Here is a 23,526-nt window from a genome sequence, read left to right as displayed (position 1 = left end):
TGTTATAGCCCGTTTGATGAATTATTGTAGTTTACCCCCATCCAATACCCTAAGGTGTTTGATTTGTTTTCCTGCAATCATTGCTGGCGAAAATCTTGGCGTTTGTTTATTGGGTTGGGGTATTGCTCTATTGCCGTCAAATTGTGGTAGGCGGCTTAGTAAATCACTTGGTTCCCTGTGTAAGTTCGCTGATTTGCTGGCTTTTATTTCGTCGGGCCAGACAATACGCATTGAATTGATTGCTTGTTTTATAATCTGGTTGCATCCAAACCAGTAAGGACGCTTCATTGGAACGAGCGAGCCTAGTATCCGTGTTGTGCCTTCACCTTTAACCTTTAACGGTAATAAGAGAAGTTCTATTTGTATGCTATCGTTATACTTGGTTTTTCCAGTAAACGTAATAACTGCGGCTGCTGTTTCTTCAGTTATCGCATTTAAGACAGTTTTCACTGTTGCATTGTCTTTTTGATTCCACAGATTTAAAAAGTTAAACCCTTTCAATTCTCTAGCATAAAGCGTGCATATACGTGTACCCGCTAGCCGAAACAGGTAGTCACCGTTTTTTTTCAGCTCAATAATAAAAGTATCGCCTAAAACCGGCTTAATGGAGGATGGGTGAATATCGCTCCTATATGGTGCCTGTCTATCCGCTCTTACTTGGTCCCAATAAGTATATAATAAACGTGTTGCCCCGTGTTTCATTCATTACCCCTAAACGCAACGCTGATGCTTGGCCTTCATCAATTACAAGTATGTGTTGAGTAGTGTCCCTCTTATGGACAAGTTTCACTATCCTTGGCTCCTTATGGTCTAAGATGCAGGGGCTATGCCAAGTATTGGGGTATTTTGTATTAACTCTAGAATCCATGGGGGATACTAAGACTTGAAAAATCATTATACTTTTGAATAGGAAGGCAAGAACATATTGGGTAATTTACCTAGGTTTGGTGAGAAATAATTATTTTTCTGGGGTTTAGTAATTAATTTTGACAATATCTCTGAGATATTAGTTGCCTTTTCTTTTCCAACAACTTTAATAGGTAGCGCATTACCGTTGATGGTTCCCAGGGTTATTTCGGGGGGAACGATTTTGGGAGAAACCTCCGGTTAATGCCACTTTAGAAAAGCCGTTAAGTGCGATCGGGGGAGAGCGCTGGCGGCTTTTCTTTTCTCTTCTATTATCTTAGCTAATTTGGGCTTGAGCGCGTATTCTTTGCTATCTTTGAAAGTTGTTTTAATAGTAAGCTGTTGTTTCGTAACTGTGCCAATGGCGTGAGCGATATGTCCTATAATAATAGACCAGAGAATAGCGGGGGCGATCCCCAGCATGAAAAAGCGCCAGTGAACCGTGGTGCCAGACAACCCGTTTTCAATTTACCTCCTGTTGTTGTTGGCTTAACAGCACTTTTTTTCGGGGTTTACTATGGCAGCGAGCTATTGCTTTCACCTCGGCAATTAAGCTATGAAATTGCGTTATTCGGGTTTTGGCCGTTTCGCTATCAGTTTTCATTGTTTGAACAAGGCGGGTGGCCAGGTAGCACTGGCTCAGCGCTATGGAGCTTCGTTAGCTACGCATTTTTACATGCCAACTCAACGCACCTATTTTTAAATTGTCTTTGGATGGCTATTTTCGGGGGTGCTCTGGCAAGGCGCTTTGGGGCTATACGTTTCTTGGTATTTTCCGCTGTAGCATCTGTTGCAGGCGCCGTTGTTTATTGGATGTTTAATCCGTACTTACAAGCTCCTGTCATCGGCGCTTCGGCGGCAATTTCGGGTCAGGTTGGTGCTATTATACGGTTTGGTTTTGCCATTGGGGGGCCATTGAACAAGGTGGGGTTGCCCGAGCATCTTAGTTACTTTGTACCAGCACTCAGCCTTCGGGAGCTTGTATCTAACAGTCGTGCTATGGGTTTTGTTGTTGTTTGGCTGATTTTGAATTATGCCTTTGGTGCCGGTAGCTCGATATTTATAGGGCAAGAGGCTGTTATTGCATGGGAAGCACACTTGGGTGGCTTTTTATGCGGTCTGTTGTTGTTTGACCTTTTTGATGTTGGGCGGAAGTTTAACTAAAGATTAGCGGTTTTAATAGTCCGCCAGTTGTATGGCTAGGAATTTCTAAAATCCTCTGGCAAGATATATGAGTTCTTGTGTGTTTTAGGCTTGGAGGAGATTTCAATGACAGTTTCAGCCATTTTGGATGCTAAGGGGCGGGAAGTTTACGCTGAAAAAAGCACGAGTACTATTGGCGAAATATGTGCTGTTCTTTCCGGCCGCGGTATTGGTGCTGTGTTGCTGAGCGATGCACCCGATAAGATATCTGGCATTGTCTCCGAGCGGGATGTGGTACGGGCCATCGCAATGCATGGTAGCGAGGCAATGGGGCTACCGGCTGCTGATTTTATGACAAAGGCAGTGAAGGTATGTGATGAAAGCGAGACATTGCTTGTGGTTTTGGCACGTATGACCGAGGGACGCTTTCGTCATATGCCCGTTGTGGATGATGGTCGGGTGATTGGCCTTATATCTATCGGGGATGTGGTGAAACATCGGATTGCCCAAGTTGAAAGAGAGGCAGAAGAGATGCGTAGTTACATACACACCTCGTAGAGCCTATTGGGTTCATTCAGTGCCCTGCGGGTTGGCCAAATGGTCTCAATGGTCCCCACAATTATGATGCTAGTAGAATGGATGAGTGGCTTTAGAAGCTATCATTTCGCGAATTTCCGGTAGCGTTCTTTGTGTGGCTTCGTAGCCTAGCTCTATGGTTTCTTTGGCTCGGTGGAAGTCGAAGAGACCAATATGACCAAGTCTGAGTTGTATGGTTGTATCTGGAGGGTCTCCAGCCAAACGTGAGCGGGCGATACGATCTTGGATTATGTTATAGCTGTCCATCATAACGCCGGAAATACCGGGAAGCCCTTTGGGTTTACCAAACAGTTTTCTGCGGACTAGGCGCTTCGCAATTTGTAAATGATTCCCATTTTCGTGAACTGAATCAGCGTCTTCCTCATCACTTGGTACTGGTGGCAAGTCGTGGAGAACAATTGAGCCACGGCCAAAACTGTCTGAGCTTAGATTTACAGCAATGACCTGCCTTGCTCCAAAAGCGCGGCAAACTGAAACCGGGATGGGGTTTACCAATGCGCCGTCAACAAGCCAGCGTCCACCATAGGCAACGGGTTCAAAAACACCGGGAAGTGAGCTGGAGCAACGTAAGGCATGGATTAACGAGCCTTTGCGTAACCAAATTTCATGGCCCGTCCCCAGTTCGGTGCAAACGGCGGCGAAAGGTTTGGGTAGGTCCTCAATATTTATAGTGCCTAAATGGTCCTCTAGTAACTCAAGTAGTTTATTGCCAGAAATCAAACCAGAGCCACCAATAGATAAATCCATTAGTGAAAACATTTTACGGCGACTAAGGGATGTTGCGAATTCTTCCAGAGCATCAAGTTGGCCAGCGAGGTAGCAACCACCCACGATAGCTCCAATCGAGGTGCCACCAATGTAATCGGCGTGAATGCCGGCATTCGTCAAAGCACGCAGTACGCCAATGTGTGCCCAGCCTCTTGCCGCACCTCCACCTAGTGCAATACCAAGTGATTTTGGTGGCGCTTCTTCAGGTTTCGAGAGGTTGGCATCCTCAGGTTTATCGGAGGCCCACAATTTAAATGGTTCCAACACGCTCATTGCCTCCTTCACATCCAGTGGAATTGAGTAGTTTACAATCTAACCGGATAGGGGTGGATATTTTTTAAAGAAAAGCGATTTTAATGGCGAATAAACTATTTAGATAATTAATAGCAGGTTGAATAAAAAAGAGGAGTGCTACTATAGCACTCCTCAAGATAACTATTCGTTCTTGCCATAAACGACTTTTGGGTCATACACCGGGGCGTTTTCTGTTAAATCGAGTGTGATGTTACCATCATGACTTTCGACTTTTCGATAAAAACAAGAGTGGTATCCGACGTGACAGGTGGCGCCATTACCTTCAACGCGTACCCGTAGCCAAATGGCGTCCTGATCGCAATCCGTTCTTACTTCACATACCTTTTGTATTTGGCCTGAGGTACCGCCTTTTTTCCAGTACTCTTGACGTGAGCGGCTCCAATACCAGGCTTCGCCCGTTTCAATTGTTCGCTTTAACGCTTCTGCATTCATATACCCAACCATCAATAACTCACCATCATCAAAATGGGTTACAACTGCTGGAATCAGACCGTTTTCATCGAACTTCGGTGCAAGTGTATTGCCGTGCTCTAGTTCGTGTTTATCTGGTTGTGCTGGGAAAATGCTGGCTTTTGTCGTTGTATCACACATTATATCGATCACTGGTTCATAATAGGCGTTGGCTTACTAAGCGCCTTGCCTGACAAGTTGCATAAACCGTGCCTGTTCGGCTGGGTCTTCTTTAAAAATGCCTGTAAAGCTATTTGTAAGTGTTGTCGCGCCTTGCTTTTGAATGCCGCGCATGGACATGCATTGATGCTGCGCTTCAACCATGATGGCTATGCCCTTGGGGTTAAGGCATTCATCGATAGTCGAAATAATCTGTGCCGTCATTTTTTCTTGCGTTTGTAATCTCTTAGCAAAGATATCAACAACCCTTGCAAGCTTGGATAGACCAACAACGGCATTTGCGGGGTAATAGGCAATATGAGCTTTCCCTACAAAAGGCAACACATGGTGTTCACAGAAGGAGGTGAATTCAATGTCTTTTAGCAAGACAATGTCAGCATAGCCTTCGACTTCTTCGAATGTGCGCTCTAGATGTTCTTTCGGGTCTTCGTTGTAACCGGAGAACAGATCCTCATAGGCTTTGACAATTCGCTTTGGTGTATCTAACAGGCCCTCGCGGGTGGTGTCGTCACCAGTCCAGCGCAGGAGGGTTAAAGCGGCTGCTTCGGCCTCTTGGCGGGAGGGCTTTCCTTGCGTTTTTGCTGTAACTTCAGTGCTTGGCGTAGTTTTGTCTACCGGCCGAAGGGCTGGTTCCATTGGGGTTACTCCATTATAGCCGTATTGCGGGGTTCTTAGCATATGAACCTGCCGTGGCCCAAGAAAGTGTGCAACTAAGTAGCAATACAAAAATACCGCTTACGAAAGATTTAAGGCGGACTGTTTTATTTCTCACAGTTACCATGTAAAGGTGGGGAAGTGTGTTACGTGCTGCCTAATGCTTGTTACACGCCCTATATACTGTAGAAAACTGTTTGTGAAAAGAGCAGTGCAGCATGAAGAGACAGTGATGCTGAATGATGTTTATAATAATAAAATCTTAGAGTTTGCCGGCAATATAGCGCTTTTGGGTGAACTCCCAGACCCTCATGCAAGTGCAAAAGCGCATTCTCGGCTTTGTGGATCTACGGTTCGGGTGACATTATGTGCTGAAAATGGGGTGGTAACGGAATTCGCGCAAGATGTTAAAGCGTGCGCGCTAGGGCAGGCATCAGCCTCGATTTTGGCAAAGCATATTATTGGCAGCCGGTTTGAAGAGGTTGTTTGTGCGCGAGATCAGCTAGCGGCCATGCTTAAAGAGGGTGGGGCGGCACCAACCGGCCGTTTTGAGGATTTAAAGTACCTCGAACCCGTTAAAGATTATCGGGCGCGACATGCTTCTACACTATTGGCATTTAATGCAGTTGTTGATGCCATTGAACAACTGAGTGCGCAGTGTGAAGCTCATTAAAGGGTTGGCTGCGCTCTGATAATGTGTATTGCAACAGAGCGGCTACTATGTGTATGAACTGTCATAATGACAATTCTCGACAGTCTCGCGTGAGCTTTCCGGCGCGACTAGGGTTGTTGTTCATTATTATTTACCGTTACAGCCTATCTTTATTTATGGGGCGAACTTGTCGATATGCGCCGACATGTTCGGAGTACACAGCGACGGCTTTAAAACGCTATGGTCTTTGGAAAGGTGGTTGGGTCGGACTTGCGCGGATTTTGCGTTGTAGACCTAATGGAGCGAGTGGTTTTGACCCCGTACCGCAAGTATTACCTTCACAGGCAAGGTGGTATGCCCCATGGCGCTACGGTGATTGGCGAGGGGATAATATTGACCCCAAAACACGGCTTGATTAGTTCACAAGGGGTGAATTAAGCTTGAGAGCCAACATTTGATAGTTTTCTTTATCTATGGTTTTCAACAGGTTGGCTCCCTATAGCGATATTTATACAGTTAAATTTAAAAAATGAGCCGCGTGCCGTTGACAATTACCCGCTGAGATCGCATAAACCGCCCCACACCGCACGGCGAGACACACTTCGTAGCGTGACGGAGGAGTGCCCGAGTGGCTAAAGGGGGCGGACTGTAAATCCGCTGGCTATGCCTACGTTGGTTCGAATCCAACCTCCTCCACCATCCCTCTTTCGAGGATTGTAATCTTTCCCATATAATCATAGATAGAAACGAAACAGTACGTTTCGTGTATGGTGCTTTTGCTTGTGCATTGCAATGCTATATTGCCTGCGAAGTGTGACGGAGCATGCATTATGGATTTGGGTGGTTTTGCCGAAAAGCTGATGGGAATGGATGATGCGAGTTGGCAGCGTCATAGTAACCCATGGAGTGGCTGGTCACGGCTGACTGTGTTGCCTTTGTTTGCGCTGGCAGTATGGTCACGTGTCTGGATTGGTTGGTGGTGTCTTGTACCCATTGGACTGGTCTTGTTGTGGGTATGGGTTAACCCGCGGCTGTTTGGTGTACCTAAATCTACTGATAACTGGATGTCTACAGGTGTTCTTGGGGAGCGTATTTGGCTCAACCGTAAACAAGAACCTATTCCACGGCATTTGGGCGTTATGATAAATGTGCTCAACCAGATTTCAGCTTTGGGTGCTGTAGCCTTTGTTTACGGGTTATGGTTTTTGGATGTCTGGTGGAGTGTGGCTGGTACTGTGGTGATGTTTTGTGCCAAGTTGTATTGCATTGATTTTATGGTAAAACTGGTGGCTTGGAAAAATCAGGCAGTGCACTAGGTTGTTTGGGATTTGTAGCCCATCGCAACCGCTGCCTTGAAGCAGTTTGCTACTTCATAGAAGCACTCAAACTGCTTAAACTATGATATTGACGCGTATTCTTACCTGAAAACTGCTAGCACTTTTCGAGAATACGCTTTAGTGGAGATAGCTGCGTGAGCGAGATTAGCATCGAGGGATTGCCAAGTTTTAGCTTTGGCGATACGCCGGAATTGGCAGACGAGCTGCTGGCATTGGTGTTAAATGGCATGAAAACCGCAACTTGTGGTGATTTGCATTACTATGATAGCGAAGGTTTGCGCATTCCGCAGGCCGGCGACCAATATGTCATCACCAACGGCAAGGGTGAGGCGGCTTGTGTTATTGAAATGGTTGATGTGAGTATTCGCCGTTTTGATGAGATCGACGAAGTCTGGGCGGTGCTTGAGGGTGAGGGCGACCTTTCGCTAGAGCATTGGCAGAAGGGACATAAAGAGTATTTCACTCGCCTTGGGATATATGCGCCAGATATGCAGCTTGTTTGTGAATATTTCAAGCTAATCAAGATTATCAAGAAAACGGCTGGTGCGCGTTAGTAACCAAGTGCTGGACCTGTTCGCACGAATAGGCTAATACAGCGCTTGGACCTCAACACATAACATTCTGCTTACCTGCTACTGTGTGCAGGAGTGAGCTGGAGCTTTACGATGATTAATCTAAGTTTTCCCGATAATTCTATCCGTGAATATGATGCCGGAACCACTGGTTTTGATGTGGCAGGCAGCATTTCCAAGTCGCTGCAAAAAAAAGCCCTTGCGATTGCGCTTGATGGTGAAATGCGAGACTTGGCAGATCCGATTAGTGCAGATGCTGCAATAGAGATTATTACCCGCGATGATCCGCGTGCACTGGAGCTAATCCGCCACGATGCGGCACACGTGATGGCTGAGGCTGTGCAAGAGTTGTGGCCGGGTACGCAAGTGACCATTGGCCCTGTAATTGAAAACGGCTTCTACTACGACTTTAAACGGGAAACGCCTTTCACCACCGATGATTTGCCTGCCATTGAAAAGAAAATGCAGCAAATCATTCAGCGCAACGCCAAATTTACCAAGGAAGTTTGGTCGCGCGAGCAGGCTAAAGCTTATTTTGCCGACCAGGGCGAGCACTACAAGGTTGAGCTGGTCGACGCGATTCCCGAAGGGGAAGACGTTAAAATCTACCGTCAGGGCGATTGGCTAGACCTTTGCCGCGGGCCGCATCTTTATTCCACTGGGCAGATTGGCCAGGCATTCAAGCTGATGAAGGTGGCTGGAGCATATTGGCGTGGTGACAGCAACAACGAGATGCTGACCCGTATCTATGGCACCGCATGGTCTAACGAGAAGGACCTTAAAGCCTATCTGCATATGCTGGAGGAAGCGGAAAAACGCGACCACCGCAAGCTGGGCCGCGAGATGGACTTGTTCCACTTCCAAGAGGAAGGACCGGGCGTTGTTTTTTGGCACCATAAGGGCTGGAAACTGTTCCAAAACCTGACCAACTACATGCGTCGCCGCTTGGCCGATGATTATCAAGAGGTGAATGCACCGCAGATTCTCGATAAATCTTTGTGGGAGACTTCTGGTCACTGGGAATGGTATCGCGAGAACATGTTCGCGACCGAGACCGAAGACCACCGGGTGTTTGCCATTAAGCCGATGAACTGTCCGGGTCACGTGCAGATCTTCAAGCATGGTTTGCGTTCTTACCGTGAGTTGCCTTTACGTATGGCCGAGTTTGGTGCGGTGTCGCGCTATGAGCCATCTGGCGCGCTGCATGGTTTGATGCGGGTGCGAGCATTTACACAAGATGATGCGCATGTGTTCTGTACCGAAGAGCAGTTGGCGGAAGAATGCTTGAAGATTAACGAGCTTATTCTTTCTGTCTACGAGCATTTCGGCTTTGAAGAGATCGTTGTCAAGCTGTCTACCCGTCCAGAGAAACGTGTAGGTTCTGATGAGGTTTGGGATCACGCCGAAGAGGTGATGAGCCGGGTCTTGAAGCAGATTGAAGAGCAAGCTGGTGGCAAGATCAAAACCGGTATTCTTGAAGGTGAAGGCGCGTTCTACGGGCCTAAGTTTGAATACACCCTTCGTGATGCTATTGGCCGGGAATGGCAGTGTGGTACTACGCAGGTGGACTTCAATCTGCCAGACCGTTTTGGCGCGTTCTATGTGGACAGTGACGGCGAGAAGAAAGAGCCGGTGATGGTTCACCGTGCGATTTGTGGCTCGCTTGAGCGGTTCCTCGGTATTTTGATTGAGAACTTTGCCGGTCACTTCCCGCTGTGGTTGGCACCGCAGCAATATGTGGTGGCGGCGATCACTTCGGAGGCTAACGAGTACGCGGAACAAGTGCATGCCAAGCTGAAGAAAGCTGGCCTTGCGGGTGAGCTTGATCTGCGGAACGAGAAGATCAATTACAAGGTGCGTGAGCATTCGTTGGCAAAAGTGCCGGTAATTGTGGTCGTCGGTAAGCGTGAGGCTGAAGAGCAATCGGTGAATATTCGCCGTCTTGGCTCGAAAAACCAAACACCGATGAGTCTTGCTGATGCAATCACCTCATTGGTGGATGAAGCGACACCACCTGATCTGCGCGAAGAAGACTAAGTTATCTTATCAGGGCGTGGCACGATTTTGCTCGTGCCACGGTTTTTATGCATGTCAGTTGAGCTTGCAACGATTTAGCAAAGTGCCCTAGCTCTTGAGAATATACTCTGCCAAAGTGACGCCATTGGTGTAGCTCTTGCTATTGGTTAGAGTGAATTCGGCTAATAAAGGATTGGCACCAAATAAGGCAATACCTGAACCAATGGCAACCGGCGCGACTTTCAATTTTAACTGATCAATTAAGTTATTGCTGGCAAGTAAGCCTGCTAATTGGCCTCCTCCGCATAAGTATATGTCGGTTTTAGCGTTTCTTTTCAGCTGTTCGATGTACGTGAGCGGATCTTGACGTACTATATCGACTTCGCCTTTTGCACCAAAATCAAGTGTTTTCGAGATGATATGGTGTTGCATATGCGGATATGCACGTTTGCCGGGGGTAAGCCCAAACGCATAGCCATACTCATAGGTATTGCGGCCCATTAAAACGTGGTCGAAGTTAGCTAGTTTCTTGAAGTATTCATCAGCATGGGGACCTTGTTGTGGCAAGAACTCTGCACTGCCATCTAGTGTCGCGATGAATCCATCTAATGAGCAAGCTACATAATAAACTATGTCAGCCATTCGATTACTTTCTTTTGTTTGCTCTTACAACTTGCTTGAGTGTCGCCAATATATTAAAAAATATTTGTTTTCCTTCTCTGTTACTTAAGCAAATTGTACAAGATCAACTGAATAACTGGCGTACACGGTTGTCCTCTAGATATGAAGAGGCTATCCGCATAAAAGCTTCGAATTTATTTCAAAAGCACCCTATTATTATCACAGGAACGTATTTATTAAATGCGCCTTATTGACGTTAAGCCAAAGGTGGATGACTTAAATTTGTTTTGAAGCTTTTGCCGTGAAATTATGAGGCTTGAAAAACGCTAGGTGCAATTAGATATTGATGCTGTTTTAAGCATCTTCGCACCGCCTTAGGCTGAAGTTTACCTACCAAATACCTTTGCCCACCAAATACCAATAAACCTTAGAAAGGTTGTAATTTGATGGTTAGGTTTCAGAGAGTCTAACCAGCGTTTAAAAGCCAATCATATTAATTGTGCTTTGCCTATATAGATATAGATCTGCACTCGTTAACGGGCTTTGGTCATGGCCTTCATCTCCTGTATTAAGCTAAGGCTTACACGGGGAATAATGAAGAAGGCAATCCACAAATTTTGAGGGGTAAATTAAGATGGGAGGGACGCGTTGCACTCAATCGTGTCGATAAAAAAGGCCGCTGCTGCGGCCTTTACTGATCAATTGGTCTGTGTCGTTTGAATAGCTTTGATCGCTATGGGCTTTTCAAAATCGCCGGTCAGAACATCAAAGTTATCTTTGAACGTGTGGCCGCTGTTTTGTGCGATAACCTGATAGCGACCTGAGGCGAGCGTTAAGTCCAGATAAGCACCATTGCCGCTGGCGATTTTATCACCGCTTGATGTCAAAACAGTCCAAGCAGTATTGGCAAGTGAAGAATCTGTATGTTCGTCGACGAGTTTGAGGGTTACACTGCCGGCTTTCATATAGAGCATTGCTTCTGTCAGTTTGCCTGCGCCAACATGGATATCTGCTCTTACCTTGGCATTGATTTCGCCATAGCGAGAGACAATATGATAAGTGCCTGCTGCAACTGGAATTAATGCACCAGCCTTGATGTTTGATGCGATTTTTTTCCTATTGCCTTCACTATCGTATGTCATGTCATAGATATCAAAGCGCAATTGTGAGCGTGGTACTTTCAAATCTTTTGCAAAAGCTGCATCAAGGCGGATACCGCCTGCGTTTAACAGTATTGTGCCCGTTGTGACGCCTGGTGTGAGATCATATCGGGTTACAGTGGTAACATTGCCATAGGCTGTATGAACCAGATACCTGCCTGGCTCCAAGCGTAATTCGCAATCGCTATCTTGGACAGTCTGGATTAGGTTTAGCGACCCGTCGGTGTTTTCTTTGGCCTCATATACATGCCAAGTAAGACCCTTGGTGAGATTTGGCATGCCCTTTGCCAGTTTCGCAACCAGATATAACGTTGCTTGCTTTGTTGTGTCCGGTGCTTGCAGCTGGCTGTTTGCATTTGGCGCGTAAGGTAAAACACTGGTATTAAATGTGGGGGTGAGTGATGCTCCTTGATAACCGCTCAATGGGTCATAACTGATTGGCGCAGGTGCAATTGGACCTGAGGCGCGAGCTTGCGCTGCGGTTTGAGAGAGAACATCAGGCGCAAAAATTTGCGTGAGAGGTTTGGTTTCCGGTTGAGGCAGGTTGCCCGTGGCATGGGCCGGAATTGACATGCCTGTTGCAACTAAGAATGCTAGAGTTGCACGCTGTACTAATTGTTTACATGAAGACACGCTGAAAATTGGCTTCACAGGTACGCTCGCTCATCAACTGTGGGTGTTACTGCAAGGCGACACTTTGAAAAAATGTGCCAAATATGTTGCGAATGACCGTACCTTGTGAAAATGCGTTTTGGAAGTGTTTTGTTAAGATTTACTGTGGGATTTGGGAAAACTAAAGCAAATATGGCGAGAATGCGGCGAGTATATACGGATAATTCATGGGTTGCCTATAAAAAATAGGCTGGATTTAAGGTTCTTCTTGTGAAAAATGAGGAATACTTCTAAGTAAGTATTTTGACGTTATAGGTTGGTTTTGTTGCACCCTAAGATTTGCTCGGGGGTATAAGCCCAAGAAAACAATGGGTAAGAAGATTCGAAGTATTGCTCTTTCGTCACGGGTTGTCTGTTAGGGTTATCTAATTTACATTTAAAATCGAATAGTAAATCTTTTTATTTAAAGGTGAAGTAATGTTTTATCGTTGTAGTGATGGCCATGGTTTGGCGCATGACCCATTTAAAGCACTCGTAATACCAAGGCCGATTGGCTGGATTTCTACTTTAGATGATAAGGGTATTGCCAACCTCGCACCCTATAGTTTTTTTAATGCTGTTTGCGATAATCCTCCGATGGTGATGTTTTCTTCCAGTGGTTATAAAGACAGTGTGCGGAACATAGAATTAAATGGCGAGTTTGTTTGTAATTTTGTTGATGCAGACATGCTTGAGAGAATGAATATAACCTCGAAACCAGTACCCGCTGAAGTAGATGAATTCGAGCTGTGCCAACTGGAAAAAGCAAAGTGTGAGGTTGTCGCGCCGCCACGTGTTGCGAAAGCTAAGGCCGCTTTGGAATGCAAACTCGTTTCAACTCAACGATTAAACGACCGGAATGGGATTGAGACAAACAATTACATGGTCATTGGCGAAGTTGTCGGGGTGCATATTATGGAGGATATGCTGGTTGATGGCAAAGTGGCGGCGAATAAAATGATGGCTTTAAGCCGGCTGGGATATATGGATTATGCGCATATTGAAGAGACGTATAGCTGCGGGCGCCCTTGATCAAGTCTTTGGTTTATTCCGTTAATTGATGCTTTTGCACGAATAAGTTTGAAGCGAAATGGCGTCAAAACCTAGCTGCCGGCTACTTTGAATATACTTCTGGTATCCAATATCTGTTTTTTCCAATGGGCAAGCATCAATGGCAATTATTTGCAAACTCTTTGCCATGAGAAGACACTTATTCCTCAATATCTCATAGGGTGGCAGCCACTTGGTATTTTCTAACTGTTCTTGAGCTCCCAATAAGTCTTGCAGGCTTTGGGGGTTCCATTTAATTGCAAGAATTCGACCTGTCGCAGGCGAATTGTTTGGGATTAGGTTTGGTATCTGGGCTTTTGCACCAAATTCTAAAATGAGTTTAAAGTGATTGACTGGTAGTCCCCATTCGATTTCGATAGTGGAGAGTATTAGGTGTAGCTTTTCCAGGTCGGCGATTGTTGTAATGATCGGGCAGACTATGCCTTTTAGATACTTGAGATCGTAAGGAGCAAGTGCATTATGCAGTGCTTCTTCTTGCAAAAATGGTAACTCAAAGAAAATGTCCGCTTGCTCTTGGCGAAGATATGAATTTATCAACGCTGGCTCACCAAATGGCAATTGGTATTGCGGACTGCGATGTGATTTTAAGACAAGATAATTTAACCCATCCATTTTTAGCTGTGAAAGTTCATCGGTGTGGCAAGTGCAGAGAGTGAGCATGTTTAAGTATCTCGCGGGAACTTGAATAGTGAAGAGATATTCACCGATTATAGTTTCAATTTCGCGTTAAAAGTCTCTTTGCTGGTAATTTTAGCGTTAAAAATACCGTAGTGGTTGCAAGAGTAGCGGAATAAAAGTAATCTAAAGATGAATTTATTTAAGTTTAGGTTGCGTTGCAAGCTTGGGGAACATTGTGAAAGTTGCCGATAATTCTACAATTGCTCACCGTATTGAACAAGCGTTTGATAGTGCCAGCAAGGTAACGGGCACATCTTTTACCTATTTGTTGAGAGCTGCTGCTAAAGAGTCTTCTTTAGAGCCTAGTGCCAAGGCGCAAAATTCAACTGCTTCAGGGTTGTTCCAGTTTATTGAATCAACATGGCTTGAAACACTAAAGAAAAATGGTGATGCGCTTGGGCTTGGTGATTATGCGGCACACATTGAAAGGGGCAGGAACGGTAATTATACTGTAGCCAATGCTACATTAAAGAAGCAAATACTTGATTTAAGACATGATCCGGAAGTTTCGGCTTTGGTGGCAGGGGCATTTACGAGTAACAATGCGACGGAACTACGCCGAGAGCTACAAAGAGAACCCAGCGCCGGCGAATTATACCTTGCCCATTTTTTAGGGGCACGTGGTGGTGCCAAGCTTATTAAAGCCAGTGTAAATGCACCGCAAATGCCAGCAGCTGTTATGTTTCCTACACAAGCAAAAGCCAATCATTCGATCTTTTATGGAAGTGATAACCTGCCCAGAACTGTCGCAGATGTTCATGAAAAGCTTATAGCTCAATTTTCTGGGGTTGATGCGCTGTTCTTAAAAAAGGGGCTGGAAAGCACTCAAGTTGCACAAAATGATGAGCTGGTGAACAGTCCTGCTGCGCGTGCGCACAGCCGCATTTTTACGGCCTTTCGAGTTGCAGAAGAGGTAGGGCCATTTGACCGGCTTTTTCGTGATAACCAAAGCTCACAAAAGCGTATTGCCTTAAATAGCAGCTATCTCACCGCCTTTACCGAGCAAGAACAGGTTCGGGATGCACAAAAGCAATTGCCAAGGCCAAAAATTACCAAAATTAACCAGCCGCTTGACCTTACTGAGTTTTTGAAGAAGACATGATCTTCTATGCGGAATAAAAGTGTTCATTTTTTGGTTGTAATTTACTGGAATAGAGTTTGAAATTAGACGTAATGGATTATATCTAGCTGTTTTAAAATAATAATACTAATATTTTATGTGCAAGTTATGAATTGAACAATCTCTTAAGAATTATCGTTAATAGTGTACCAATATTATTTCGTTTGGGTATTTTATAGGATTGATTCTAGGGATGGACATAGAGCAACTACTACAATGGGCAAGAGGTGCCACCGTTGAAGGGCGGATTGAAGCAGCGCGTATTTTGTCGCGTGCCTATAAGTCTGAAAGCTTGTCCTTTGATGCCTATGAAACTGTTCTGGCGGGACTTACCTATCTTCTTGAGGACCCATGCGTTGCTGTTCGTGAAGAGATTGCGTTGGCTTTAAGTGAAGCTTCTGGTGTGCCCCGTTTTTTATTGGGGGCGCTTATTCAAGATGTTGATTGTGTGGCTCTGCCTATTCTATCCACTTCCAAGGATCTATATGAGGCTGAGCTTATTGATATTGTAGCCTCAGGAGGCCGGGATCGTTCGGTGGCTATTGCAGCGCGTGCTGAAATTGAGGTTGGCCTTGCTGCTGCGATTGCAGAAGTTGGCTGCCAAGATGCTTGTCTTGTTTTGATTGCAAATGCGCGTGCTGCTATCACGAGCCACAGTTTTGAACGTATCATTGAACGATTTGGTGATAGCCGATCGGTTCAGGAGGTACTAAACAATCGCGAAGACTTGGCAATGCCACAACGCCATATGCTGATACAGCGCTATACCGAGAGCTTGCAGTTTCACCCGTTAGTGAATGGCGATAGTGTCTCGCGCTCTTCTATTGAAGTCGTCCAAGATGCACAGGATAAAGCGACGTTATCACTCGCCTGGAATGCGGATGTTCATGAACTAGAAGCCCTCATTGATCACCTTGTTGCACGCGGACAAATGAATGGTTTGCTGCTTTTACGCGCTGCAGTATGTGGCTGTGCGCCTTTATTTGAAGGCGCTTTGGCCCGGCTTACAGAGTTACCAGTTACTCGAATAGCTCAAATTCTTGAAGATCCTAGCAGCCATGCGGTTAAAGCATTACTGCTAAAAGCATGCCTGCCTGAGCGGGTTTGTGGTTTATTACAGCGCAGTTTAGAGCTTTGGCAGGAAGTAAGTTGTTTGGTGATGGATCACTGGGAAAAGACGCGGGTTGTGGTCACTGAGCTGCTTGAAGAGCAGAGGGACCTGCTTATTCCCGAGTTGGGTGATCTTCAGGATTTGTTGCTGCGTTTGGCAACAGAAACCTCACGTGAGAGTGCAAAGCGCAAAGTTGCAGATTTATTAGCGGCGTAAATGTTGCTATTTTAGCTTACACTTATAAATTCAAGTTCTTAAAGTATGTTAGATTATCAATATATGAACTAAATAAGGCCGCGCTCTCACCAAAGAGCGCGGCCTTATAAATTCAAATACTGCTAATATGTTTTAAGCAGCCGCTGCAAGGCGCTCCCATAGCGGGCCGATGAGCACCCACGCAATTGCAACAGGCGCTACCACGCGCATAATCCACTTCCACACAATTAGCATTGGGAATGGCAGCTCACCCTGGTTGGTCAGCTCGGCTGCAATCTTGTCATAGGCAACCCAACCCACAAGGACAGACACCGCAACGCCGCCAATTGGCAACAAGTACCAGTCAACAGTGTTGGATAGTAAATCCAGTACGCCATAACCAAACAATGTGTGACCACTCCAGATACCCAGAGATAGGGAACAAGGAATGCTCAGCAAGAACACAATCACACCAACAGTGAGCGTCGCGCCAACGCGGCTCATGCGGAACTGCTCGGTAAAGTAGGAAACAGGGATAGAAACCAGTGAGATAGATGAGGTAATGGCCGCCACAAACAACATGAAGAAGAAGAAGGCCTGGAACAGCTGCCCACCCCACATATCACTAAACACAGCTGGCAGAGTGATGAAGGTCAAACCGGGTCCGGCACTTGGATCGAAGCCGAAAGCAAACACAGCAGGCAAAACCAGGAAGCCAGCGAGTACAGCAACAAATGTATCCAGGAAGCAAACCCATGCCGCAGAGCTGCGAATATTCGTTTTCTTATCAAGGTAGGATCCATAGGTGATCAGCGCACCCATCCCTAAGGAAAGCGAGAAGAAGGCCTGACCTAAAGCCGCGCTAACGGTACCCATGTCAACCTCAGCCCATTTGGGCTTCATAAGGAAATCAATACCCGCAGATGCGCCATCCAATGTTACCGAACGCGCAACCAGCACAATCAGCATCAAGAATAGCAGTGGCATTAAAACCTTAACAGCCTTCTCAATACCAGCAGACACACCAGCAATGACCACAGCAAGGGTCAAGCCCAAAAAGATAATGTCATAAATAAGCGGACGTGTTGTATCGCTTACCAAAGCGCCGAATTGGCTGCCCAGTGACTCGGCGCTGCCACCGAATGTGGCACCTGTGATGGTGTCAACAAAATAGGCGATCGTCCAACCACCAATAACTGAATAATATGAAAGTATAATGATTGCTGTTAAAACACCCAGCCCACCAGCCCAGGACCAGGCTGCACCACCAAGTTTACGAAATGCACCAACAGGGTTGAGTTGGGAGCTGCGGCCAATAGCGATTTCTGCCATCATGAGGCCAATGCCAATTGTTGCCATAAAAGCGATATAAATAATCAAAAAGGCGCTACCGCCCTCCGAGCCCGCAAGATATGGAAACTTCCAGACATTTCCCAAGCCAACAGCAGAACCTGCTGCAGCCATAATGAAGCCAAATCGGCTTCCCCATTGTTCACGTTGCATTGTTAACCCATCGAGGTTGTGTGAATTGAAAGTGTTTTCACTCTCAGATTTGGAATTTGAAATATATATGCGCATTAATTAACAAAACGAGATAAAATGAGCACATACTTCCAACAAGATGGGGCAGCTTTTTACAGGACCTAAAGCCAGTGTCCACTAAAGTTTTACGAGTGAACTTACATGTCTCACCGCTACAAATATAAGTAAATATGCAGCAAAATGAGATCCTATCAAAAATGACTTACAATTAGAATATTTAATCGATATAATCACTATTTGCGGCAGAATATTGCTTACGCTACCTTTGGTGTAACCCTCAAAGGTGGTTAACCAATTGCAACGATATAAGCGAATAATCAGTGGATTATTTTCGCAGGAGAGAATATTTGGAAATATATCTATTAGATTACACCAAAAGCATGCCATATTCTCATTCGAAATGCGACGATTTGATATTGATTATTTTTATTTATTATAGCTTTAATCAACGAGCTGTAGGCCCGAGTTCTTTATTACCGGGCTGAGCAATAATATGCCAACTCTATGGATTAAGTTCTGACTAAAGTGCCGTTAAGTTTAATCTACCTTTGGGAGTGCCACGCCGTGGCGCGCTCATAATCTTCAGGACTATCAATATCCTCGGTAAACACCGGATCACTTACATCAATATACTTTATTTGCGCTTCATATTGAGGTGGCGATCCATATTTAACCAACTTTCTTAATTTCAACTCGCCGTTGGCAACAGCGCCAATCAAATGCACAGGAACAACCAACGGATAAGCAGAGACACCTTGATGTACGGGTACAATCAGCTTTTGCCCTTTAGCTTTTAAATAAGCTTCAGCGATAAGCCGATATTGGTGTATCCCAAGTGATGGCATATCGCACTTCGCTAGTAAAACACCATCATACTTTCTGGTATCTAAAGCATTGAGGTATTCGAATCCGCAGGAAATTGAATTATCTTGACCAACCAGATAGTTTTCATTGTAAACTCTTTGTAGCTCTAAAGAGCTGAGTGCATTTTCAACCTTTTCGCTCTCATGGCCCGTAACGACGTAGAGAGGCCCTAACCCACTTGAAAGCAAACGCTCTGCACACCTTTTGACCATTGGCTCACGGTGAATAGGCAGCAACATTTTGTTTTGCCCTTGCATACGTTTAGAACGCCCAGCTGCAAGTAACAACAAAGCTAGCCGTGGAAGGTTTCCCACTTCATAAGCATTCGGCCCATTCAAGTTTTGCATCTTCCACTCACGAATAGTTATTCCAATAAGCAATGCGGATTTAAGCTCAGAGCACACCTACAACTCATATTATGGTATAAATGGCTTCACACTTACTATTACAAGCTCTAGAAAAACGCAAAAAATGCAAGTGCCTGCATGCATATTCATGAAAATTATATGTTAATTCAGTGAGTTATAGTCACTTTCAAAAGCAATACATTCCTCAGTCTTCGGTTTATCACGCCCTTTCAAGTCGCCACATTCGAGTTTTGCCATCGATTCCACACAGGCAACAGCAGGTGCTAATAAACTTTCTTGCTGATAAGCAATTGAATAATCTCCATGAATTCTATCGCAAGCTTCTTTCATTGTATCATTTAAAACAGTGCGCATTTCTTCACTTAGCGGTTGTGTTTTTTCAAACTCAACGGCAACACAGTGCTTTAACTTCTCACAGAGTTTTAATGTTGCTGTTTTCAATGCATCTGCTCCGGCAGGGGAAGTGCCGAAAACAAACAGAAGCCCAATGAGCGGGCATGCAATTTTCAAATTGTAATTCATAGCTATTTGTTCCAATCTAAAAGAAATGATTGAAGAAAGCCCAATAAAGGTAGCTTCTCCCATGCTGCTTAGGCACTTAAGGCATAAAAGAATGTGGTACAATCCTGCTATTTTTGCCTAACATATATAAGAGATTATGGAGCTTACAATGACTTCCTATTGGGCTTTAGGCCTCATGACTGGCACAGCCTGTGACGGCAACATCGATGTCGCTCTGATAAAAACGAATGGTGTCGAGATAGAGGAATATGGCCCATTCAAGCTTCACCCGTACTCGCAAAGCACAACAGAGCTGATTCATGCGGCATTAAAAGCTGCTGAAAGCTGGCAATTTGCCAGCCAAGAGCCTGCTATTTTTAAAGAGGCTGAGCGGGCCTTAACAATTGAACAGGCCAATGCTGTCAATTCTTTTTTGAAACAGGAAGACATAAAGCCAGAACTAGTCAAGGCTATTGGTTTTCACGGCCAAACGGTTTTACATCGCCCAGCTACCAGCCATAGGGCCGGAGATACGCGTCAACTGGGTGATGGCAGTCTATTAGCACAGCTTACAGGTATACCGGTTGTTTACGATTTTAGAGCCGCAGATATTGCCAAGGGGGGCCAAGGTGCGCCACTGGCTCCTATTTATCACAGTGCGCTTATTCGCAGGCTTTCAACCGATACATCGGCACAACCCTGGCAGGCAAAAGACATCGCAATTCTCAATTTAGGCGGTGTTGCCAATCTTACCTGGTGGGATGGTGATGAAAACCTTTGTGCATTTGACTGTGGTCCTGCCAACGCCCCTATAAATGACTGGATATCCAGAAATACCTCTCAAACATATGATAGTGATGGTGAATACGCCAGATCAGGAATGGTAAACCAAGATATTTTAGCGCAATATCTCAAGCATCCTTTTTTCACACAAAACTATCCCAAGTCATTGGATCGTAACAGCTTCACCACAGAAGCGGTCAACAGTCTTAGTACAGAAGATGGTGCTGCGACCTTGACCGCGTTTATCGCCGAAGCAATAAAAATCGCTCTACATCAATTACCTTACTATCCAAAGCGAATAATTGCCTGTGGTGGAGGCCGAAAAAACAAAGAAATGATGCGATTAATTGCCAATATTGCCGGTGTCACTGTTCACTTGGCAGAGGATGTTGATTGGCGTGGCGATGCTGTGGAGGCCGAGTGTTTTGCTTTTCTAGCAGTGCGTCATCTACAAAAACTTCCCATAAGCTTTCCATTCACAACTGGTGCTCCATACCCCTTACAGGGTGGTAAACTCGCATCAATCATACTGGATAAAAGTAGCAGGAAATGATTTTGTCTTTCTCTCCAGTTTTTTTTAGAGTTAAAACCGAAAGATAGCTACTGAATCAGCAGCATGTTTCAAATGGTTAAGCCACTAAGTCTCAGGAGCCCCCTTTGCCCAATCCGCAATATACCAAACTCGCTATTCTCTCCAGCGGTACGGGCGAAGCCGATAGTGCCCAACAAGAGTTGTCCGCGCTCTACGGCAATTACCCAAGCGAACAGGCCGAAGTCATAATTGCCTTGGGTGGCGATGGCATGATGTTAAAATGCCTTCATGATCACCTAAACAGCAACAAGCCAATTTACGGCATGAATCGCGGCTCAATCGGCTTTTTAATGAACGAATACCGTCCAGATGGACTGTTGGAGCGCTTGAACAACGCAGAAACCAGAAGCATCCACCCCCTGTGTCTTGAGGCCACGGATAGCATCGGGCGCTCATACACAGCACGTGCCATTAACGAGGTCTCGCTTCTACGCCAAACACATCAGGCGGCGAAGCTACGCATTACCGTCGACAATCGCGTGAGAATGGATGAGCTCGTTTGTGATGGCGTTATACTTGCAACACCGGCAGGCAGCACGGCCTATAACTTATCAGCACATGGCCCAATTTTGCCATTGGATTCGCCACTCTTTGCCCTTACGCCCATCAGCCCATTTCGCCCAAGGCGTTGGCGTGGCGGGCTTTTGCCCAATACATCCACTGTGACTATTGAGGTTTTGGAAGCCGATAAGCGGCCAGTTAGCGCAACTGCCGATCATGAGGAGTTTCGAGCGGTTGCAACTATAAAGGCTTTTCAAGACCCAACGTCGCGATGCACCATGATGTTTGATTACGATCATAATTGGGATGAGCGTATCCTTACAGAAATGTTCAAATACTAACATCTGTAATTTACATATTTTAGTAAAAATGTAATATTGTTCAGCGTGCGGCAGATTGAACAAATGTGAAATGTTCACTTTGTTCATATCAATCCCGAAGACAAAGAGAGTTAGAATAACTGGAAACCGTTCATGTCAGTAAAAAACGGCTTGCCGCAAAGTGAAGAATACGAACTCCTGAAGCCCCCTTCAGACTTATCAAAAAAAGTTCGTCAATTAAGCCCTATTGAAGCGCAAAAATTCAACCCGGTAGCAGCTGCAGAGGCTGCAGTTGGCAAGCTTTCTATACAGTTTTCCGGTTGGATGGAAAAAGAAGTTAAGGACCTTGTAACCGCTTGGGATACCATTTTGAGCCAAGGTTTCACTGAAGCAAACTTTGAAGCTCTATTTTGTAGTGTGCATGATTTAAAGGGCCAGTCTGAAACCCTTGGCTACCCACTCATAGGCCGGGCCGCACGAAATTTAAGCTCGCTCCTATATTATGCAAAAAAAGACAATAGCTTTCCGAAAGAACTTATAGGGCAAAACATTGATGCCATTCGAGCAATGGTAAATGAAGATGCGAAAGATGAAACCAATGCTTTGGGATTGCAATTGGTTGAGCAACTGGAAAATCTTATAAAAAGCAAAATTAGAGAATATAATTAAAAATATAAGATTTTTATTCACAATTTCCCGTTGCTATTACTGTTAAAAGATCTGATATCTGCTCGGGAGTTGTCTTTTTACTATATAACTACATAAAATATATTTCTAAAATACTATTTTGTATATAAATATAACTAATCATTGCGATAAAATAAATGAGATGAAGCTACTATTGGTCATTAAGTTATTTGAAAGCTGTTAATTTGAATTGGGACGGGGAATATGTTTGTAGAGAATTTTAGGATACTGAACCGGAAAGAACGATTTTGGCTTTTACATAAAACTCTTGGCGCTAGTAAATTCTCAGAATTGGATCGTAATTTTTTAAGTGAAATTGATAGAGAACTTGGTTTGAGTGCGCCAATGCCACATAATGCATGGTGGGCGATGGACTATCACTTTGACTGGATTTGTGCCGCACTGTGGATGACGAAAGGTAATTATCTCGCGAGGCGAGGGGATGAGTTTTAAAATAGCTGTGATGGAATTGCGCAGATAGTGGAAGGAAATCAGTTGGATGCGGATTTACTGATTGCCTATGATGAAACGTTAATTATTTGCGAGGCAAAGGGGGTTGGTATCTGGTCACGCAAACAGATTGCTAAAAAAATTGAAGGATGGAAGAAGATCAGAGACCTTGCAAAACAATGTGGGGTGAAGTTGCAATTGCACGTTGTGCTTGTATCTCCTGTCGAGTCTGAAAATATTTATCTTGATAGGGAAACAAAAGTTAATATTTGGCCGGATTTTCTGAAAAATTCAGAGGGCAAACCTTACTTTTTGAAGCTTCCTTTGCCGCAAAAGCTTTTGGGTGTTAAGCGCTGCCATGGGGAAGGTGTTTATCATGATGGTCAAACTGGTAGTGGACTGGCCGGGGAAAAGTGGAGGGACTTCTGATAAGTTAAGATCAGGAGGACTTCATGGGGCGACCAAATTATACAGAAGAGTTTAAGCGGGAAGCTGTGCGGCTTGTTGAGGTGAGTGGACGGGGAATTAAAGAAATTGCGGAGGATTTAGGTGTAGCGCGTTCAAGCTTGCAGCGTTGGGTTCGGGAGTTCCGGGACCAGGATCTGCTGTCTGGCCCGCATGAGGATGTCAGCAATGAGCTGGCCCGTTTGCACAAGAAAATTAAACTTCTTCGAGAGGAAAGGGATCTTTTAAAGTGTAGCTGGCAAAACAAACAGTAGAG

At 45.1% G+C, this 23,526-nt stretch carries 25 protein-coding genes, 1 tRNA gene and 1 pseudogene; 17 read left to right on the top strand and 10 right to left on the bottom strand.

Annotation, left to right across the window (positions count from 1 at the left end):
* Positions 1–21: 21 nt before the first annotated feature.
* The gene (locus tag AYK67_RS09265; RefSeq protein ID WP_068085469.1) at positions 22–702 is read right to left on the bottom strand and encodes a PAS domain-containing protein; all 681 of its coding nucleotides are present in this window, start codon (positions 700–702) and stop codon (positions 22–24) included.
* 579 nt (positions 703–1,281) lie between these two features.
* Here AYK67_RS09265 and AYK67_RS09255 point away from each other — a divergent pair.
* Both AYK67_RS09255 and AYK67_RS09250 read left to right on the top strand, forming a co-directional pair.
* Positions 1,282–2,070 carry a rhomboid family intramembrane serine protease gene (locus AYK67_RS09255; RefSeq protein WP_082735732.1) on the top strand — a complete coding sequence of 263 codons (789 nt, stop codon included), beginning with the start codon at positions 1,282–1,284 and terminating at the stop codon, positions 2,068–2,070.
* 105 nt (positions 2,071–2,175) lie between these two features.
* A complete protein-coding gene (locus AYK67_RS09250) occupies positions 2,176–2,607 on the top strand; it encodes a CBS domain-containing protein (RefSeq protein ID WP_068085459.1) in 432 nt (143 codons plus the stop codon).
* A gap of 69 nt (positions 2,608–2,676) precedes the next feature.
* Here the strand turns inward: AYK67_RS09250 and AYK67_RS09245 are convergent, their stop codons facing one another.
* From AYK67_RS09245 to folE, 3 genes are all read right to left on the bottom strand, one after another.
* On the bottom strand, positions 2,677–3,687 hold the full coding sequence (locus tag AYK67_RS09245) for a patatin-like phospholipase family protein (RefSeq protein WP_068085456.1): 1,011 nt from the start codon (positions 3,685–3,687) through the stop codon (positions 2,677–2,679).
* Between the two features lie 162 nt (positions 3,688–3,849).
* Complete coding sequence (gene hisI, locus AYK67_RS09240; RefSeq protein WP_068085453.1) at positions 3,850–4,320, bottom strand: phosphoribosyl-AMP cyclohydrolase; 471 nt, start codon at positions 4,318–4,320, stop codon at positions 3,850–3,852.
* A gap of 36 nt (positions 4,321–4,356) precedes the next feature.
* Positions 4,357–4,995 carry a GTP cyclohydrolase I FolE gene (gene folE / locus AYK67_RS09235; protein WP_068085447.1) on the bottom strand — a complete coding sequence of 213 codons (639 nt, stop codon included), beginning with the start codon at positions 4,993–4,995 and terminating at the stop codon, positions 4,357–4,359.
* 250 nt (positions 4,996–5,245) lie between these two features.
* Here folE and AYK67_RS09230 point away from each other — a divergent pair, with 250 nt between their 5' ends.
* The 6 genes from AYK67_RS09230 (at position 5,246) to thrS (ending at position 9,611) form a co-directional block, all read left to right on the top strand.
* A complete protein-coding gene (locus AYK67_RS09230) occupies positions 5,246–5,686 on the top strand; it encodes an iron-sulfur cluster assembly scaffold protein (protein ID WP_068085444.1) in 441 nt (146 codons plus the stop codon).
* 47 nt (positions 5,687–5,733) lie between these two features.
* The gene (yidD, locus tag AYK67_RS16905; RefSeq protein ID WP_082735731.1) at positions 5,734–6,084 is read left to right on the top strand and encodes a membrane protein insertion efficiency factor YidD; all 351 of its coding nucleotides are present in this window, start codon (positions 5,734–5,736) and stop codon (positions 6,082–6,084) included.
* A gap of 195 nt (positions 6,085–6,279) precedes the next feature.
* Positions 6,280–6,364 (top strand) — tRNA-Tyr (locus AYK67_RS09225).
* 131 nt (positions 6,365–6,495) lie between these two features.
* Positions 6,496–6,981 (top strand): DUF6653 family protein, encoded by a 486-nt coding sequence (locus AYK67_RS09220; RefSeq protein WP_068086383.1) that lies wholly within the window; start codon positions 6,496–6,498, stop codon positions 6,979–6,981.
* Between the two features lie 155 nt (positions 6,982–7,136).
* Positions 7,137–7,556, top strand: coding sequence for an ASCH domain-containing protein (locus AYK67_RS09215; RefSeq protein ID WP_068085441.1), 420 nt, complete (start codon positions 7,137–7,139; stop codon positions 7,554–7,556).
* A 111-nt stretch (positions 7,557–7,667) separates the two neighbouring features.
* Positions 7,668–9,611, top strand: a complete 1,944-nt coding sequence (thrS, locus tag AYK67_RS09210) for a threonine--tRNA ligase (protein WP_068085437.1) — start codon at positions 7,668–7,670, stop codon at positions 9,609–9,611.
* Between the two features lie 87 nt (positions 9,612–9,698).
* On the opposite strand, the gene AYK67_RS09205 is transcribed toward thrS, so the two are convergent.
* On the bottom strand, positions 9,699–10,232 hold the full coding sequence (locus AYK67_RS09205) for a dihydrofolate reductase family protein (protein WP_068085434.1): 534 nt from the start codon (positions 10,230–10,232) through the stop codon (positions 9,699–9,701).
* 677 nt (positions 10,233–10,909) lie between these two features.
* Positions 10,910–11,944, bottom strand: a complete 1,035-nt coding sequence (locus AYK67_RS09200) for a hypothetical protein (protein ID WP_156453109.1) — start codon at positions 11,942–11,944, stop codon at positions 10,910–10,912.
* Between the two features lie 516 nt (positions 11,945–12,460).
* On the opposite strand from AYK67_RS09200, the gene AYK67_RS09195 reads away from it, so the two are divergent.
* Complete coding sequence (locus tag AYK67_RS09195) at positions 12,461–13,054, top strand: flavin reductase family protein (protein ID WP_068085431.1); 594 nt, start codon at positions 12,461–12,463, stop codon at positions 13,052–13,054.
* 21 nt (positions 13,055–13,075) lie between these two features.
* On the opposite strand, the gene AYK67_RS09190 is transcribed toward AYK67_RS09195, so the two are convergent.
* Positions 13,076–13,573 (bottom strand): hypothetical protein, encoded by a 498-nt coding sequence (locus tag AYK67_RS09190; protein WP_156453108.1) that lies wholly within the window; start codon positions 13,571–13,573, stop codon positions 13,076–13,078.
* Positions 13,574–13,946: 373 nt separating this feature from the next.
* On the opposite strand from AYK67_RS09190, the gene AYK67_RS09185 reads away from it, so the two are divergent.
* Positions 13,947–14,873: a lysozyme family protein gene (locus AYK67_RS09185; RefSeq protein ID WP_068085426.1), complete on the top strand. Its 927-nt coding sequence runs from the start codon at positions 13,947–13,949 to the stop codon at positions 14,871–14,873.
* Positions 14,874–15,084: 211 nt separating this feature from the next.
* The gene (locus AYK67_RS09180) at positions 15,085–16,218 is read left to right on the top strand and encodes a DUF2336 domain-containing protein (protein WP_068085423.1); all 1,134 of its coding nucleotides are present in this window, start codon (positions 15,085–15,087) and stop codon (positions 16,216–16,218) included.
* Between the two features lie 132 nt (positions 16,219–16,350).
* Here the strand turns inward: AYK67_RS09180 and AYK67_RS09175 are convergent, their stop codons facing one another.
* The 3 genes from AYK67_RS09175 to AYK67_RS09165 form a co-directional block, all read right to left on the bottom strand.
* Entirely contained in the window at positions 16,351–17,700 is a 1,350-nt protein-coding gene (locus AYK67_RS09175) for a sodium-dependent transporter (protein WP_068086380.1), read from the bottom strand.
* A gap of 581 nt (positions 17,701–18,281) precedes the next feature.
* Entirely contained in the window at positions 18,282–18,950 is a 669-nt protein-coding gene (locus tag AYK67_RS09170; RefSeq protein ID WP_156453107.1) for a nucleotidyltransferase family protein, read from the bottom strand.
* 162 nt (positions 18,951–19,112) lie between these two features.
* A complete protein-coding gene (locus AYK67_RS09165; RefSeq protein ID WP_068085417.1) occupies positions 19,113–19,556 on the bottom strand; it encodes a hypothetical protein in 444 nt (147 codons plus the stop codon).
* An 85-nt stretch (positions 19,557–19,641) separates the two neighbouring features.
* Here AYK67_RS09165 and AYK67_RS09160 point away from each other — a divergent pair, with 85 nt between their 5' ends.
* The 6 genes and pseudogenes from AYK67_RS09160 to AYK67_RS09135 all read left to right on the top strand — a co-directional run.
* Entirely contained in the window at positions 19,642–20,808 is a 1,167-nt protein-coding gene (locus tag AYK67_RS09160; RefSeq protein ID WP_068085414.1) for an anhydro-N-acetylmuramic acid kinase, read from the top strand.
* 104 nt (positions 20,809–20,912) lie between these two features.
* Complete coding sequence (locus tag AYK67_RS09155) at positions 20,913–21,689, top strand: NAD kinase (RefSeq protein ID WP_068085411.1); 777 nt, start codon at positions 20,913–20,915, stop codon at positions 21,687–21,689.
* Between the two features lie 132 nt (positions 21,690–21,821).
* Positions 21,822–22,337, top strand: coding sequence for an Hpt domain-containing protein (locus tag AYK67_RS09150; protein ID WP_068085407.1), 516 nt, complete (start codon positions 21,822–21,824; stop codon positions 22,335–22,337).
* 222 nt (positions 22,338–22,559) lie between these two features.
* Positions 22,560–22,808: a hypothetical protein gene (locus AYK67_RS09145; protein ID WP_068085404.1), complete on the top strand. Its 249-nt coding sequence runs from the start codon at positions 22,560–22,562 to the stop codon at positions 22,806–22,808.
* Positions 22,809–22,850: 42 nt separating this feature from the next.
* On the top strand, positions 22,851–23,234 hold the full coding sequence (locus tag AYK67_RS09140; RefSeq protein ID WP_156453106.1) for a hypothetical protein: 384 nt from the start codon (positions 22,851–22,853) through the stop codon (positions 23,232–23,234).
* Between the two features lie 23 nt (positions 23,235–23,257).
* Positions 23,258–23,506, top strand: a pseudogene (locus AYK67_RS09135) (transposase); the annotation flags it as partial.
* Between the last annotated feature and the right edge of the window lie 20 nt (positions 23,507–23,526).

The organism is Polycladidibacter stylochi (assembly GCF_001562055.1).
GTDB lineage: Bacteria > Pseudomonadota > Alphaproteobacteria > Rhizobiales > Stappiaceae > Pseudovibrio > Pseudovibrio stylochi.
This window is presented reverse-complemented; position numbering and strand designations above follow the sequence as displayed.